Source organism: Bradyrhizobium sp. 25ACV (genome assembly GCF_054863005.1).
The window spans coordinates 62,121-78,301 of sequence record NZ_JAVAYO010000019.1 but is presented as its reverse complement, the minus strand read 5'-3'; the positions used below and the strand labels follow the sequence as shown (position 1 = coordinate 78,301).

Here is a 16,181-nt window from a genome sequence, read left to right as displayed (position 1 = left end):
TAGTTATGACGGACGGTGCTGCGCAGTCCTCTTCGTGTACGATGCCCCCGCGTCGCTCGCTGTTCTGCAAGTACTTCGCGACGTTGTTTGTCGCTGCGGTCGTGCCTCTGATACTCGGCGCGGCCGTCGAGGCTTCTTTCGGTTACCGAGACCAGCGCCGCCAGATCAGCGCGGTGCTGCAGGCCGATGCTCGCGCGGCGTCCGACAGGATCGAGGCGTTCACCGATGGCATCCGAGATCAGCTGGGTTGGATGGTACAGCTTCCCTGGTCTGCCGGAGACGATGCGCAACATAAGATCGATGCCTTGCGCCTCCTCCAGCAGGTGCCCGCAATCGTTTCGGTTTCGCTTCTGGATGAGACCGGTACCGAACGGGTCTTTGTTTCCAGGCTGCATCTGAACAGGACCGGGCGCGGCATTGATATGTCTACGGATCCCGCTGTTCTGGGCGCACGCGCCAACAAGGTTTGGTACGGACCGGTTCAGTACCAGCGAGATTCAGAGCCCTACATGAGGATCGCGGTTGCCGGGAGCCTGCCGGCCGCGGGGGTTGCGATCGCCGAGGTCAATCTGAAGCTGATCTGGGATGTCATCGCAGCCATTAGAATTGGCGAGACCGGCTACGCCATTGTCGTCGATGATTCCGGTCATCTGATCGCACATCCCGATATCAGTCAGGTCCTGCGCGGCCGCGCCAGCTCGGGCAGTTTCGGCCGGATCAAGCATCTCGCCGGCGCGGCGAGCGGAGCGGCGGTGATAACCGGGGACCAAGGCAACCCGGTAGTGGCGCTATCCGTTCAGGCCGCCGATGTGGGATGGACGGTGATCGCGATGCAGCCGGCCTCGGAAGCCTTTGCATCAATTCGCGCGGCGTTGTGGCGCTCGTCAATTCTCATTGCCTTTGGTGTTCTCATCGCCCTGGCGCTCGCCTATTGGCGCGCGCACAGAATGTCCGGCCCGATCAAGCAACTGGAAGAGGGCGTGGAGCGGATCAGAACCGGACAATTCGAGCATCGCATCAAAATCTTCAGCGGTGACGAGTTGCAGCAACTGGCGTTGCGCTTCAATGAAATGGCTTCTGAACTGGCGATCTCGCAGCAGAAATCTGCGCGGATCGAACGGCTGAAGCAGTTCCTGCCATCACAGGTCGCCGAATTGGTCGAGCATTCTCATGAACTGCTCGAAGGGCAGCGACGCGAAGTGGCTGTCATTTTTGGCGACTTACGCGGCTTCACGGCGTTCTCCACACGCAATGAACCCGATGTCATCATGGCCGTCATGCGAGAGTACTACGAGGCCGTCGGCGCCGTGACGACTCGTCACGAGGCAACGCTCATCGGCTTTGATGGCGATGGAGTCATGCTCCTGGTCAATGCCCCGGTTGCATGCGAACAGCCGGCAACTCAAGCGGTCCGGCTCGCGATCGACCTGCAAATGGCGGTGCAGTCCCTTGCCGGCAAATGGTGCGACGCCGGCCACGCGATCGGCTTTGGTGTGGGCGTTGCCATGGGACCGGCAACGGTAGGAACGGTTGGTTATAACGGTCGGCTAGACTACACGGCGATGGGAGCCGTGGTGAATTTGGCGTCGCGGCTCTGCAATCTCGCGAAGGACGCGCAGATCCTGGCTGATCCCACTATCGCTGGAAGGGTAAGGGATAGCGTTCCGTTGGCATCGCTCGGACAGCGGACCATCAAAGGCTACGACCAGGCCCTCGAAGTCTTTGCTGTCGCACCTGCTGACCTGCCGTTGAAACCGCCGGGCTCGGGACAACGCCGGCGAGAGAAAGAGCCTCAGGACCACTGATACCCCGGCGTCCGGACGGCTAGCGCGTCGCCAGCACCACCGCCGCCAGCGTGAAGATCAACGCCGCGATCTGCCCTGCCCCCAGCGGCTCGCCAAGCGCGAGCGCGGAGGCGACGACGCCGATGACGGGCACCGCCATGGTCCCGATCGCGGCGACCGAGGCCGGCAGGCGGGCGAGTGCTGCGAACCAGCTGACATAGGCGATGCAGAACTGCACCACGGTCGAATAGACCAGCAGCCACCAGCCGACCGGCGTCACCTGGGAGAGATGCGTGGTCTCGACCAGGAGGCCGATGATCGAGATCGGCAGGCAGCCGATCCCGATCTGCCAGGCCGCGGCCGTGATCGGTGGCAGATGGATCGGGTATTTCTTCGAGAACACGGTGCCGACGGCAAAGCCCAACGCGCCGCAGAGCGCCATGATGATTCCAGGCAGCTTCTCGACGCTCGCGGCAATGCCGTTGCCGCCCATGATCGAGGCAAGCCCGACAAAGGCCATCACCAGCCCCAACGTCCGCAGCACGGTCGGCCGCTCGCCCAGCACCGGCCAGGCGATGATGGAGGCCCAGACCGGCATCGTATAGGCGATCAGCGCTGCCTCGCTCGCCGGCAGCCAGAGTAGCGCCAGGCCCATCAGCACCATCCAGCCGGTGACGTTGAGCACGGCGGCGGTCAGGAGGCGCGGCCAGATCGCGGGGTCCACCTTGAGGCTCTGCCGGCGGAGGATCGCCAGCGCCGCCAGCAGCACCGCCCCGAGCACGCCGGTCACCCCGCGCAGCGTCAGCGGCGGCAGCTCGGAGAGCAGGAATTTCGTCACCGGCCAATTAAAGCCCCAGCCGATCGAGGTGATGGCAAGGAACATCAGGCCGGCCGGGGCGATGCGCGGCCGCGCATCCCGGCGAGTCGAATCAAGCATGTGGGTGGTCCGGCAAAATCGAGCCTCAGCTTGGCCCGGATTCGCCCCTCTCGCCACCGCCTCGGCGGGCATGCCTGCCCTCACCTTCCGTAGGGCTACGTGAGTCCCGCTGACGCAATCCCATTGCTCAAAAATATACCTGCCCTGTGAACAGCGGGATGAAGCATCCGCAGCACCACGGGATGCAAATTTTTTCGGTTGGGAATCTCTGAGGACTCACTGATACTTGCCTCCACAACAGGCGCGGGCTTGCCCCCTGTTATCCCCCGCAATCCACCATATTTAGTATTTGATTCAGGAACTCGCACTAGTTCTTGACGGGCGCAACGGAGAGTCCTAGCTTTCGGTCCGTTCGGCGCGAGTGAGTTTGCGTCCCGCCGGCACTCCCCCAAAGGGTCTCGCAAATCTCAACTCCGCCAAGCCAGCCGAAGGCAGCGGATGAGGGCTTGTCTGCCCGCGAAAGCGGACTTTTCGGGCGCCAGAACGGGCCGGCAACAGGCTCGGATGGCATCGGTAGAAGTGATGTTGTGGGGCGTTGAACGCATGTCGGTCTCATCCCCTTGGGGGCGGATGTGTCTGGACATGCCGGCGGATGATCGATGCACGCATCGAGCCATCGCGTCGGGAAAAACAGGGCCGGGTCCACCGGCTGAACTGCGATGCTCCAGGGCCGAACGGCCGCAAGGCATCGCGAAACGAAATGTCGACCCGGCACGCCTGAACGGAGGCGGGTCCGGTCAATGAATAGGACGGGGCAAGACGATGCGGATTGAGCGGCGCCACACCACTTCGGGACAGTCACCTTACGCGGGAATCGATTTCCGCCAGACCACGTCGGAGATCAGGAATCCCGACGGCTCGGTCGTGTTTAAACTTGATGGCGTCGAGGTCCCGACCGCGTGGTCGCAGGTCGCCTCCGACGTGCTCGCCCAGAAATATTTCCGCAAAGCCGGCGTTGCCGCGCGCCTGAAGAAGGTCGAGGAGGAATCCGTCCCCTCCTTCCTGTGGCGCTCCGTGCCCGACACCGAGGCGCTTAGCCTCCTGCCCGAGAAAGAGCGCTATGTCAGCGAGCTCTCAGCAAAGCAGGTGTTCGACCGCCTCGCCGGCTGCTGGACCTATTGGGGCTGGAAGGGCAAGTATTTCTCGACCGACGAGGACGCGCAGGCCTTCTACGACGAGCTCCGCTACATGCTCGCCATGCAGATGGTCGCGCCGAACTCGCCGCAATGGTTCAACACCGGCCTGCACTGGGCCTATGGCATCGACGGTCCCGGCCAGGGCCATTATTACGTCGACCCCTTCACCGGCAAGCTGACCCGCTCGAAATCGTCCTACGAGCATCCGCAGCCGCACGCCTGCTTCATCCAGGGCGTCGGTGACGACCTCGTCAACGAGGGCGGCATCATGGACCTCTGGGTCCGCGAAGCCCGCTTGTTCAAATACGGCTCCGGCACCGGCTCCAACTTCTCGCGCCTGCGCGGCGAAGGCGAAAAGCTCTCCGGCGGCGGCCGCTCCTCCGGCCTGATGAGCTTCCTCAAGATCGGCGACCGCGCCGCCGGCGCGATCAAGTCGGGCGGCACCACCCGCCGCGCCGCCAAGATGGTCGTGGTCGACGTCGATCACCCCGACATCGAGACCTATATCGACTGGAAGGTGAAGGAGGAGCAGAAGGTCGCAGCCCTCGTCACCGGATCCAAGATCAACCAGAAGCACCTCAAGCTGGTGCTGAAGGCCTGCGTCAACTGCGAAGGCTCGGGCGACGATTGCTTCGACCCCGAGAAGAACCCTGCCCTGCGCCGCGAGATCAAGCTGGCGCGCCGCAGCCTCGTGCCCGACAATTACATCAAGCGCGTCATCCAGTTCGCCAAGCAGGGCTACAAGGACATCCAGTTCGACACCTACGACACCGACTGGGATAGCGAAGCCTATCTCACGGTCTCCGGCCAGAACTCCAACAACTCGGTCTCGCTGAAGGACGACTTCCTGCGCGCGGTCGAAACCGATGGCGACTGGAATCTGAACGCCCGCACCTCCAAGAAGGTGACGAAGACGCTGAAGGCGCGCGACCTCTGGGAAAAGATCGGCTACGCCGCCTGGGCGTCGGCCGACCCGGGCCTGCACTTCAACACCACCATGAACGACTGGCACACCTGCAAGGCGTCCGGCGACATCCGCGCCTCCAATCCGTGCTCGGAATACATGTTCCTGGACGACACCGCGTGCAACCTGGCGTCCGCCAATCTGCTGACGTTCTACAACACCGAGACCAAGCAGTTCGACGTCAGGGGCTACGAGCACCTCTGCCAGCTCTGGACCATCGTGCTCGAAATCTCCGTGATGATGGCGCAGTTCCCGTCGAAGGCGATTGCCGAGCTCTCCTACGAGTTCCGCACGCTCGGCCTCGGCTACGCCAATATCGGCGGCCTCCTGATGACCATGGGCCTGTCCTACGACAGCAAGGAAGGCCGCGCGCTCTGCGCCGCGCTGACCGCTGTGATGACCGGCATCACCTACAAGACCTCCGCGGAGATGGCGGCCGAGCTCGGCACCTTCCCCGGCTACAAGAAGAACGCCGCGCACATGCTGCGCGTCATCCGCAACCACCGCCGCGCCGCGCACGGTGAGTCCTCTGGCTACGAGGCGCTCAGCGTCAACCCGGTGCCGATGGATCTCGTCTCCTGCCCGCAAGCCGACATCGTCACCCATGCCAAGGCGGCCTGGGATGCGGCCCTCGAACTCGGCGAGCAGCACGGCTATCGCAACGCCCAGACCACGGTGATCGCGCCGACCGGCACGATCGGCTTGGTCATGGATTGCGACACCACCGGCATCGAGCCCGACTTCGCGCTGGTGAAGTTCAAGAAGCTCGCCGGCGGCGGCTACTTCAAGATCATCAACCGCGCGGTCCCCGCAGCGCTCCGCGCGCTCGGCTATCGCGAAGCTGATATCGCGGAGATCGAGGCCTACGCCGTCGGCCACGGCTCGCTCTCCAACGCGCCTGGCATCAACGCCTCGACCCTCAAGGCAAAGGGCTTCACCGATGAAGCCATCGCCAAGGTCGAGAAGGCCCTGCCGACCGCCTTCGACATCAAGTTCGCCTTCAACAAGTGGACCTTTGGCGAAGATTTTATTCGCGACCAGCTCGGCATCGGTGCCGAGGCAATCGCGGCCCCCGGCTTCGACCTGCTCCAGGCCGTCGGCTTCACCAAGCGCGAATTCGAGGCGGCCAACGTCCACATCTGCGGCGCGATGACGGTGGAAGGTGCCCCGCACCTCAAGGCCGAGCACTATGCGGTGTTCGACTGCGCCAATCCCTGCGGCAAGATCGGCAAGCGCTATCTGTCGGTCGAGAGCCACATCCGCATGATGGCGGCGGCGCAGCCCTTCATCTCGGGTGCGATCTCCAAGACCATCAACATGCCGAACGACGCCACGGTGGAGGACTGCAAGTCCGCCTACATGCTGTCGTGGAAGCTCGCCTTGAAGGCCAACGCGCTCTATCGCGATGGCTCCAAGCTTTCCCAGCCGCTCAACTCGCAGCTCATCAGCGACGATGAGGACGAGGACGATGCGGTCGAAAGCCTCTACGAGAAGCCGATGGCGGCGCGCGCCGCCCAGGTCTCGGAAAAGATCGTCGAGAAGCTGGTCGAGCGCATCATCGTGATGCGCGAGCGCGAGAAGATGCCGGATCGCCGCAAGGGCTACACCCAGAAGGCGGTCGTCGGCGGCCACAAGGTGTACTTGCGCACCGGCGAGTATGACGACGGCCGTCTCGGCGAGATCTTCATCGACATGCACAAGGAAGGTGCGGCGCTCCGCTCCTTCATCAACAACTTCGCCATCGCGGTGTCGCTCGGCCTGCAATACGGCGTGCCGCTGGACGAATATGTCGACGCCTTCACCTTCACCCGCTTCGAGCCGGCGGGTCCCGTGCAGGGCAACGACAGCATCAAGTACGCGACCTCGATCCTCGACTACGTCTTCCGCGAGCTCGCGGTGAGCTACATGTCGCGCTTCGACCTCGCCCATGTCGACCCCAACGAGACCGGCTTCGACGCGCTCGGCAAGGGCGTCGAGGAAGGCAAGGAGCCGGACGAGGACGGCGGCCACCACGCCACCCGCCTGGTCTCGCGCGGCCTCACCCGCTCGCGGACCGACAACCTCGTCGTGATGCGCGGCGGCTCCGCCGCCATCGCGCCAGGCAATGACGGCGCCCCCACCGGCGGCAGCAAGGTCACCGCGCTCGCCGCGCACGGCACCAGCGCCCGCGTCGGCGACGCCCTCGAAGGCGCCGTCGCCCTGAAGCAGGAAGCGGCCCACGACCTCTCCCCCACGGAGAAGCTCGAGGCGCTGCAATGGAGCAAGGCCGGCAGCACCGCCCAGACCCTCGTCCCCACCAAGGCCGAGCGCCGCGCCGAAGCCAAGGCCAAGGGCTACGAAGGCGAGATGTGCTCGGAGTGCGGCAACTTCACGCTGGTGCGGAATGGGACCTGCATGAAGTGCGATACTTGCGGCAGCACGACGGGGTGTTCGTGAGAACGTAGCTCCCTAACCAAGTTCGTCATGCCCGGGCTCGCCCCGGGCATCCACGAAGGGCGGCCGAGAGGCCGCCCTTTTTGGTTCAATAGAGTGAATAGCAATGTCCCTATAGAAAATTTATACTTTCATATCGGCTACCGCCGCACTCCTGGCCGCGATCTCGTCAAAGCAAAATGGCCACGGCGTACGCGTCAACCCAAAAATTCTCCCACATCACCAACAATGCTTTGTAATATCGTAATTTTTCGGTCTGACAGATCGCGCATCTGCGCATGGGACAATTCCACATCATCTTGACCAGATCGTAGTCGGGAGTTCTTCAGGCGCCACACATCATATGCATGCAGCTACATAGAGAAATTTGATGCACTAATTATTCAGTTATTAGAACACGTTACAAAGACGACATCGTGTCTAATATTGACATGCAGATAGCGAACGGCATAGACTGACGCCAAATTGAACAGGAGGATCCTCAAGTGACTGGATTCGACGAACTAGATGCGATGAAGAAGATCGCCGACGCGTTGGAGCCATTGGACGACGCAGCTCGAGCCAGGGCACTTCATTGGGCTCTAAGTCGGTTTCGCGGAACACAATCTCTGGCCACTATCGAGCCGTCGACGGCTCGCCCGATCGAACTCACCACCGATTCAGCTAACGCCAGTGAGTACCGCAGCTTCGCTGAATTATTCGATGCGGCGAATCCAACGACCGAAAAGGACAAAGCTCTGATCGCGGCGTACTGGATACAGATTTGTGAAGGCGCCCCCGCCTTTCCCGCTCAAACTCTAAATGCACTGCTGAAGGATCTCGGCCACGGCGTCGGCAACATCACTGAGGCGCTGACTGCGCTGAAAAGCGAACGTCCCGCTCTCGTACTTCAACTGAAGAAGGGCGGCACTTCTCGACAAGCGCGCAAAACCTACAAGCTCACAATGGAGGGAGCCAAACGCGTGACCGCCATGACAAAGCTTTCATTCCCATCGGACGAACCGAGTTAGGCGCAATGTAGCCTGGCTGCACTAGCCTCCCCAGACTCGTGATTATTTCAAATTTTTCAACGAGGATCGCGATGATAAATGCAGTGAAGATTAAGTTGCGGATTGGCGTCAGAGAGATCGAAGTTGAAGGGCCGCGCAATGACGTGGATGCCCTTCTCGAAAGATGGTGGCAGGATTCCGACCTCCCCTTTAAGCCCGCCCCCGAGGGTGCCAAAGCGACCCTGGAACGCCACAAGCAAAAGAGGACTCGTCAGGCATCAAGACCGATCGACGACAATGCCGATGGCGCATTCGACGCGAACGCAACGGCCAACGAAATCAAAGAGCACGCAATTTTCGATCGCATTACAAGCAAGATCATCCACGCTAAGGGCGACCCCTTCAACAAGGTTGCACTCATCCTTTGGATATCTGACCAACCGCTCACCTCCGGACAAATACATCGCACCTTGGAAGCTCTCGCCATTCGAATCGGCCTTCCCGACGTATCCAAAACACTAAAGAAATACATGAGCAAATTTCTAACCTCTGCCCAACGACGGGCAGGTGGCCCACCGGCTACTTATCGACTGAGCGCACAGGCCGCTGCTGATTTTGAAAACTGGCTGATGAAAAATGAATGACGATCTAGTCGCCTTCGGTGAAGGGCTCGCCAGCATACAGTTAAGCGAGGTCGACTTAGCTGTAGCCCTGCTGTGGTTCCTCGAACACACTTTAGAGGCGCACGACGTTACCACGTCGGAGTTGGCCGATGTTATGCACGACCTTTCCTTGCGAGGAAGAGTAAATTCTACAAGACTAGGCACGCGCCTCACGGCCCACGGCGATGTCGTCCGAGGTAAGAGGGCAGGCTCGTACAAAATCAAGCTATCGAAAAAATCGCTCTTAGAGCAGAAATACGAATCTCTACTTAAGCGACCGATGCCGAAAGTCGAGAGCCACGTGCTGGCCAGTGACGACTTCCTGGCTACTCGACGTTATCTCGAAACACTCGTGCGCCAGATAAACGGTTCCTACCAATTTGGCTTCTACGATGCCTGCGTCGTGCTGTGTCGACGTTTAATGGAAACTCTCCTTATCGAGGCCTTTGAACAGAACAGCCATTCGGCTGCAATCAAGCATCAAGGCAACTATGTTCAACTGAGCGACATTATCGGTATCGCTAAGAGCGGCCAGTTTATAAAGCTATCGCGAGGAAGTGCAGAGATCTTGGAAGAAGTAAAATCAGCGGGCGATACTGCTGCGCACAACAGAACATACATAACGAAGCCGCAGGACGTCGACGATTTGAAGCTAAAGTTTCGTCGAGTGATCGCTGAATTAATGCATCTTGCAAAGATTGAACCTGCAAGGAATTCTAGCAGCAGCACTGAGCGAGCGAGCCCAGCCGGCTAGAACGAAGCGCCATCCGGTCGTCTTACACGCATTTCGAGCAAGAATTAAGGTGACAGTGCACTAAATTCGTTCGCCATCGCCGGATAGGCTACTTCGGCTAACTTTCGCATGCGACCCTGATTAAGTGCACACAGTAATTCGCCGAAATTGCCTTTGCGGTCGAGCCCTTCCCCCCTAAACTCCCGACACCACCGGCATGGGTTCCGACGGGCCCGGTAGAAGCGGAGTCGAGTTATGCCCAAACCGGAAAGCTTCCCGATCGAGAAGATCTTCGTTCCCACGAAGCAGAAGAAGGCCATCAAGCCCGAGACCGTCGCGGAGGTCGCGGAAAGTATTATGGAGATCGGACAACAGGAGCCCATTTCCGTTCGGCTCGACGGAGACCGCCTCGTTCTGGTCGAGGGACTGCATCGGCTCGAAGCCTGCAAGGCGCTCGGCGAGACGACCATTATCGGTGTCCTGGTTCCGGCCGAGCTGGCTCAACACAAGCCGCTGCTGTCCGAACGACCTGAAGTCGAGGCGGAGCGCATCAAGATGGCGCGATTGAAACAGTTGCGCCTCGAGAAGGAAGCCGCAGAGGCATCGACGGCTAGCTTGAAGGGCGCTGGCGCAACGGAAGCGCCGCGCACCCGTCTGGCGAAAGGCGTCCGCGACAATCCGAAGGCATCACCAGGCCGCATTGCGAAGGCGGCACCGAAATCATTGTCGGCCTGGATCACGCAGCAAAAGGGCAGCGGCGGCCGGTATTGATTGCCGGCTATCAGCTCATGGAGCGCGTAGCCCGGATGGAGCGCAGCGAAATCCGGGGCGGTATACCCTGCGGCAACATCCCGGATTGCGCTGCGCTCCATCCGGGCTACCAAATTACAGTGACAGTGCACTCAACTCTTTTGGCCTGATCTTTGGGGACTAAACTCCGAACTCACGCCTCCCCCAACCCAAGAATGAAGCTCTCAAAATCCGCCGCGAGTACATTCGTATTCGGGTACTCTGCGAACACTTCCCCACCATCCGCCGGCTCACGCTCGTGCTCCCAGTAGAACACCCGGCCATAGCTGTCCTGCTCCAGGCTGAGCAGGAACAGGTCGCCGCCGGGATCGGGCGCGAAGGGGCAGCTCAGGCGGGGGATTCGGTTCATGCTCCGATACATGTCGTAATTGTCGATGACGCCGTAGCTGTCGGTCGGATGGGTCGTGAACAGCAGGTCCAGGACGGTGCGGTCGTTGCGCCAGGGCAGCTCGACGCCGCAGGGCTCGAAGCCGCCGCCGTCGGATTGCGCCAGCAGCGCCTTGTAGGGCGCGGGCAGCGGCGCGCCGATATGGTGTTCCAGCGCGTGGATGGCATCGGCGGACGCCGGTGGGCGTCGGTTGTCCATGAGATCGAGATAGTTCATGGGCCTAGGCGTCCTGTCCCGTGGTCATGAAGTCGCCGCCCCGGTGGGCGAGCTCTCTGTCTATGCTACGTGGTACCAGCTGCATGCTCTTCATGTCTTGATGGTGGCGCCATGTATCATTGTCTCCGCGATTTATGCCCACAGCGCCCATGCCAAGGAAAAGCAAGCTCCTCTTCCGCCTTCGCAGAGTCCGGCGGAGCGTCCAGTGGGCGCGAAAGAGGTTTGCGCGCGCGCCGCGGATGGTCCGGATCACAGGCGGCGTCGTGATCCTTCTGGCAACCCTCGCATTCCTGAACATCGCCTATCACATCATCCGCAAGCCGACCGAGCTCTTCGCCGTCGTCGGTCACGCCCTCGACAAGGAGTCGGCCAAGACCTGGGCGAGCTACGGTCCCCTCTTCCGCACCTACTCCACCGCTGCGATCACGCCCGAATTGCTGGCCGCGCTGGCGCAGGTCGAGAGTTCGGGCAATCCGGTGGCGCGCACCTATTGGCGCTGGCGATGGAGTCTCAATCCGCTGGCGATTTACAAGCCCGCCTCCAGTGCTGTCGGGCTCTTCCAGATGACCGATCCGGCCTTCGCGGAGGCCGCACGGTTCTGTGTCCGCAGCAACGCGGTCACGCAGACCGGATGCGGTTTCACGAGCCTCTACATCCGCGCGATCCCGAGCCATGCCATCGAGCTGGCCTCGGTGTATCTGGACCGCCAGGTAGCCATGGTTCTCACCCTCGCGGGCGACGTGAAGGCGAGCGCGCAGCAGAAGCAGGATCTGGCCGCCTTCATCCATCTCTGCGGCGCAGGTCCCGCAGCGGCCTATGCGCGGCGCAGGTTCGTGATGATCGCTGGGACACGCTGCGGCGATCACCTCGTCGCGGGGTATGTCGGCAGGGTCAACGCGATGAAGCGGCAATTTCTGCGGTTGGCGGCGGAGGACGGCGACTAATACGGTGGTGCCGCAGGGTGGGCAAAGGCACACTTGTGCCGTGCCCACGATGTCGCCCGAGTCCGCCATAATTTTTCCTTTGCGTGCGCGTTGTGTCGGACAGTGGCGAGACCTATCCTTCCCAAGATCGGACTGCCTCCCATTGACGCCCGACCGGATGGAGAGCGCATCGGTGCCTGACACGAACGACCCCAAACCTGATACTGGCAAGCCTGATACCGCCAAACCTGATGCCGCCAAGCCGGACGAGGCGCGTGCCGACGGCGGGCTGACGCGGGCTCTTGACCAGATCAGGAGCACACAGGCAGACCTTGCACGGCTGGACCGGCTGGTTTCCGGAATGGAACACGACGGCGAAGGCAAGCCAGCCTCGCGCGCAAGCGCGGGTACGACGGCAGCCACCGCTCCCGGAAACAAGGCGCCGACGCCGGATGCCAAGCCTCCGAATGTCAACGCTCCGAATGCCAAGCTTCGCGATCAAGGCTTGAAAGGAGATCGGACCATGATGCGCGCTTTGGTTGGCCTCGTGCTGGCGATCGGGCTTCTCGGCGCCGCCTTCGCTTCGCAATATCGCGATGAGGCCAGCTCGATCAGCAAGTCGATCATGGCACGATGGGCGCCGCCGGCCGCGAGCAGCCCCCCGCAAGCGTCCGCGGTGGAAGGCCCAGCGCAGCCGCCGGCCGTGCTACTGGCTGCCGCGGGTGATCCGAGCCCGGTGCCCGCGCCGCCGCCATCCAAGGAAACGGAAAGCGCGCCAAAGCCTGACGCTCCAAGGACTGACGCTCCAAGGCTTGACGCTCCAAGGCCCGGCGCCACAGCGCCCGACCCGTCATCGCCCGATCTCGCGCAATCGCTCAAGGCCATCACGAGCGAGCTTGCAAGCATCAACGGCAAGCTCGAGCAACTGAAAACCCGCAACGAGCAGACCCTGCGCGAGCAGGCCGACACCATTCAACAGCTCAAGACAGCGCAAGAGAAGGATGCGGCGGACAATGCGCGCCTCGCCGCGCAGGTCCAGGCGCTGCAAACGCAACTGAGCGCGTCATCGGCATCATCCGCCTCTGCAGCCGCCAAGCCCGTCGTGCGCAGCGTGGTGAGCAACGATTCGGCTGCGCGTGCCCGGCCGCACATCCCAGCGGCGGAACCCCGGCGGCCGAGGCCGCCGCCGCGAGGCCCGTGGATGCCGCCGCCCTACGACCCATATTACGGCGATCCGGATTGGTGAGCCCGCAAGGCGCGGACTTGTTTCTCGCACGCGCGGGCGGATGACGGCGGTTGGCAAACGAGCGTCGCCGGACGAGCGACTTGTCCGCCGTCGCTCGAAGCGCGAAGGCGGAAGCGACATCCGGGGGGAATGCTTCGGCAGCAAAGCCCCGCCTATATCGCTCCGCTCATCCGGGCGATCAACCAGCTACGCTCTACGTTCGCCTCACCGTATCTCGTTCATCGTCACCTGGGCCGCGATCCCCGTCAGCTCGGGATCTTGCGCCGCAAGCTCCTCATCGGAAGACGGGCCGACCGAGACTTCAGTCATTCTGCGTTTGACCTGTTCGCAGGTCTTGCGCACGTCTTCGGTGAACAGCGCGCATTCTTCGATTCGCTTGAAGATCTTCCGTCCCTCTTCACGATACCCCGCCGCGGTTTCTCGCATGAAGGCGATCGCATCATGGACCTGGGCCGTCAGCGCCTCGCATTTTTGCGCGGCGTCGATCAACTCGGTGCCCATGGCCTCGATCTCTTTTGCCGCGGACTCATAGTCGCGAACGACCGCCTCTGCACTGAGCGCACCGACGCGCGAGACGCCCGCGGTGTGCTCGACGTAATCAGGCAGATTAATTGAAGTAATGGAGCTTCCCGAGCGGATCGACGTGATGTCGGCTTCGAGTTGGACCAAGTTCACGCCGTCCCGCCTGTGCAATTGTTCGACACTTGCCATGACCATTCCTCCCAATACGCGCGCCCAGCACCTCAAACAGCATTGGGTTTATTACGGGGATAAATGTCATTCTACCTCGATGTGTCCTTGACAGTCTCCACTTTGCCATTTTTTCCCAATCGCCAACTCTGCACGCAGAGATGACGAGCCATCAAACTTCAACTTGTCCGCGTTCCAAATGGAAGATGTCGTTTGCTCAAGCGCCCGACTGTCCAAAAGACAAATGAACCTGCACGAATTGCTGACGAGCCTGGCCCGGATCGAGCGTGGCGTGAGGGCTGCCGCACGCGCAGAACCTTTCATCGGCTGCGTCTCACGCCAACCGCGAGTATTCAGCCCTGCGTCCGCGCCGGCCGATCACGTGCTCAGAATGTGATCGTACCTCACCACCAATACGGCCAGCGCCATCCCTCATAGCGCACATAGGACGGCACCAGCGGCGGGCCGTAGGGATCGACGCGGTCGTCCTCGGGGCGATAGCGATAGCGCGGAACGACATTGTAATCCCACGGCGTCGGCCTCAGCACGGGCGCCGTGACGATGAGCCGCTCTTGCGGCGCGCGAACGACGACGGCTTTCCGCGTCCGCGCTTCCGCGCCTGATGTTGCAAGGCTGCTCAGCACCAGGGCGGTTCCGAGCGCGCAGGCGGCGGTCATTTTTTTCATGCGTTGGTCTCCTTCGCGCAAAGAGTGCAAAAGGACGCGGGGCAAGGCAAGCGAATTTCGCGCGACTTTTTCTGCGGCCATCCTTCGAGACGCGCGCTCGGGCGTTTCAGCAGGCTACGAAGCCCTACCCCGCATCAACATCCTCAAGCACCGGCCCCGCAACGAGCCCGTCGAGACTGACCATCAGCAGATCGGCGATGTGCATCAGCTGGTACAGCGGAATGTCCACCTCGCCCTGCTCGGCCAGTGCCACGAAGGTTGGCGTGACACCCAGGTGCTCGGCGAGCTGGGCCTCGGTGTAGCCGCGGGTCTCGCGTGCGGCCTTGACGCGCGCGCCGATGCCGAGCCGGTGCCGGGCCTGCTCGTCCGCGGTCATCATGGCGGCCTGCTCGTCCGCGCTCGCATAACCGTCCGCGAACGCGCCGCCGATCAGCCTCTCCTTGCGCCAGGCGAGCCGGCAGCCCTTGCGCAGACCGCTCGAGAAGATCAGCGAAAACTGCTCCGGCACCCATGCCGAGCTGTTGAGCGCCACGCGCGCGCCGGTGCCGGAGACATCGCGGATCGTACAGGGCACGCTGACGATGCTGCCGGTGCCGTTGTCGAACTCGACAAGGCCGGTCCGCAACGTGTGATGCCTGACTGCGGCGCGATGATCGCTCATGACAGCTCCCGAAAACTTGCGACGGCGTTTCCAACGCTGCCGAAATCGGGGCGAAGATAGCGCAGAACTTTCCTGCAACTCCTAACCGGCAACCGCCTCAGCCGGGACTGGATGGCATGGTAAAGGAATTGCTCCCGGGCGATCCCGTAGATCGTAGCCCGGATGAGCGCAGCGATATTGGGGAAATGGACCGCCCGCTCCGCTCCCGGATGTCGCTTCGCTCATCCGGGCTACTTGCCGCTATTTGCCACCCTACTCCCGCGCGCGGCGCAGGGCCTGCTCCAGCTTCGCCCGCTGCTTGTCCCAGCGGGACTGCTCGGCCTCGGCGCGGTCGTCGAGCGCGGCGCGGGCGGCGTCGATCTCCTCTGCCTTCGCGTCGTGCTGCCGCCGCGCCTTATCCAGCGTCGCTTCCGCGATGGCGACCGCCTTGTCGCGGCGGGCGCGCGCCTTGGCGCGGGCAGCCTCCTCCTTGCGGCGCTCGGCCTCGCGCCGCCGCTCCTCCTTCTCAAATGCCGCAGCGGCCTTGCGGGCGGCCTGATCGTCGATCTTGCCGGATGATTTCTTGGCGGCCTTGGAGGGAGGCTTCGTCGATCGCGTCTTGCTCTTGGCCTTGCGTCTCGGCCTGGCGTCGTCATCGACGAGATCGGTGGGCAGCTCGGCGCTTTCGGTGAACCGCCCGTCCGATCCCACGGGGCGCCTGAGCACGACGCCTGGCTTTGCCATGGTCGCCGCAACGATATCGGGATCGTCGGTCTCTTTCGCCGCGCCCTGATGGAACAAGTTGGAGCTGGCGCCCCAGGCCTCCAGCGCCGCCTTCATCGAGGGCGCGGCGATGGCCTGGTCGTAGAAGCCGAGCGAGGTCTGGTAGGTCTTCAGTTTTCGTTTCGGTTTTGCCGGCATGTCGTCCCGATTTGTGGCTTCGC

At 62.2% G+C, this 16,181-nt stretch carries 15 protein-coding genes; 8 read left to right on the top strand and 7 right to left on the bottom strand.

Going from position 1 to position 16,181, the window contains the following annotated elements; translation table 11 throughout:
* Positions 1–5 precede the first annotated feature (5 nt).
* Positions 6–1,805 (top strand): cache domain-containing protein, encoded by a 1,800-nt coding sequence (locus RAD04_RS32960; RefSeq protein ID WP_461627116.1) that lies wholly within the window; start codon positions 6–8, stop codon positions 1,803–1,805.
* Positions 1,806–1,824: 19 nt separating this feature from the next.
* Here the strand turns inward: RAD04_RS32960 and RAD04_RS32955 are convergent, their stop codons facing one another.
* Positions 1,825–2,721 (bottom strand): DMT family transporter, encoded by an 897-nt coding sequence (locus RAD04_RS32955; RefSeq protein ID WP_461627115.1) that lies wholly within the window; start codon positions 2,719–2,721, stop codon positions 1,825–1,827.
* Between the two features lie 762 nt (positions 2,722–3,483).
* On the opposite strand from RAD04_RS32955, the gene RAD04_RS32950 reads away from it, so the two are divergent.
* The 5 genes from RAD04_RS32950 (at position 3,484) to RAD04_RS32930 (ending at position 10,409) form a co-directional block, all read left to right on the top strand.
* Positions 3,484–7,257, top strand: coding sequence for a vitamin B12-dependent ribonucleotide reductase (locus RAD04_RS32950; RefSeq protein WP_461627114.1), 3,774 nt, complete (start codon positions 3,484–3,486; stop codon positions 7,255–7,257).
* A gap of 482 nt (positions 7,258–7,739) precedes the next feature.
* Positions 7,740–8,264, top strand: coding sequence for a hypothetical protein (locus RAD04_RS32945; RefSeq protein WP_461627113.1), 525 nt, complete (start codon positions 7,740–7,742; stop codon positions 8,262–8,264).
* Between the two features lie 71 nt (positions 8,265–8,335).
* A complete protein-coding gene (locus RAD04_RS32940) occupies positions 8,336–8,887 on the top strand; it encodes a hypothetical protein (RefSeq protein WP_461627112.1) in 552 nt (183 codons plus the stop codon).
* On the top strand, positions 8,880–9,659 hold the full coding sequence (locus RAD04_RS32935) for a hypothetical protein (protein WP_461627111.1): 780 nt from the start codon (positions 8,880–8,882) through the stop codon (positions 9,657–9,659). Before RAD04_RS32940 ends, RAD04_RS32935 begins: the two co-directional genes overlap by 8 nt.
* A gap of 234 nt (positions 9,660–9,893) precedes the next feature.
* Positions 9,894–10,409: a ParB N-terminal domain-containing protein gene (locus RAD04_RS32930; protein ID WP_461627110.1), complete on the top strand. Its 516-nt coding sequence runs from the start codon at positions 9,894–9,896 to the stop codon at positions 10,407–10,409.
* A 172-nt stretch (positions 10,410–10,581) separates the two neighbouring features.
* Here the strand turns inward: RAD04_RS32930 and RAD04_RS32925 are convergent, their stop codons facing one another.
* Positions 10,582–11,052 carry an SMI1/KNR4 family protein gene (locus RAD04_RS32925; protein ID WP_461627109.1) on the bottom strand — a complete coding sequence of 157 codons (471 nt, stop codon included), beginning with the start codon at positions 11,050–11,052 and terminating at the stop codon, positions 10,582–10,584.
* 4 nt (positions 11,053–11,056) lie between these two features.
* Entirely contained in the window at positions 11,057–11,203 is a 147-nt protein-coding gene (locus tag RAD04_RS32920) for an HNH endonuclease (protein ID WP_461627167.1), read from the bottom strand.
* On the opposite strand from RAD04_RS32920, the gene RAD04_RS32915 reads away from it, so the two are divergent.
* Both RAD04_RS32915 and RAD04_RS32910 read left to right on the top strand, forming a co-directional pair.
* The gene (locus RAD04_RS32915; RefSeq protein ID WP_461627108.1) at positions 11,202–11,996 is read left to right on the top strand and encodes a transglycosylase SLT domain-containing protein; all 795 of its coding nucleotides are present in this window, start codon (positions 11,202–11,204) and stop codon (positions 11,994–11,996) included. The genes RAD04_RS32920 and RAD04_RS32915 overlap by 2 nt on opposite strands.
* Positions 11,997–12,153: 157 nt before the next feature.
* Entirely contained in the window at positions 12,154–13,221 is a 1,068-nt protein-coding gene (locus tag RAD04_RS32910) for a hypothetical protein (protein ID WP_461627166.1), read from the top strand.
* Positions 13,222–13,425: 204 nt separating this feature from the next.
* Here RAD04_RS32910 and RAD04_RS32905 read toward each other — a convergent pair whose 3' ends face one another.
* The 4 genes from RAD04_RS32905 to RAD04_RS32890 all read right to left on the bottom strand — a co-directional run bounded on the left by RAD04_RS32905 (position 13,426) and on the right by RAD04_RS32890 (position 16,158).
* On the bottom strand, positions 13,426–13,932 hold the full coding sequence (locus tag RAD04_RS32905) for a hypothetical protein (protein WP_461627107.1): 507 nt from the start codon (positions 13,930–13,932) through the stop codon (positions 13,426–13,428).
* A 383-nt stretch (positions 13,933–14,315) separates the two neighbouring features.
* Positions 14,316–14,597 (bottom strand): hypothetical protein, encoded by a 282-nt coding sequence (locus RAD04_RS32900; protein ID WP_461627106.1) that lies wholly within the window; start codon positions 14,595–14,597, stop codon positions 14,316–14,318.
* Positions 14,598–14,721: 124 nt separating this feature from the next.
* A complete protein-coding gene (locus tag RAD04_RS32895; protein WP_461627105.1) occupies positions 14,722–15,258 on the bottom strand; it encodes a helix-turn-helix domain-containing protein in 537 nt (178 codons plus the stop codon).
* Between the two features lie 252 nt (positions 15,259–15,510).
* A complete protein-coding gene (locus RAD04_RS32890) occupies positions 15,511–16,158 on the bottom strand; it encodes a cell envelope biogenesis protein TolA (RefSeq protein ID WP_461627165.1) in 648 nt (215 codons plus the stop codon).
* Positions 16,159–16,181 lie beyond the last annotated feature (23 nt).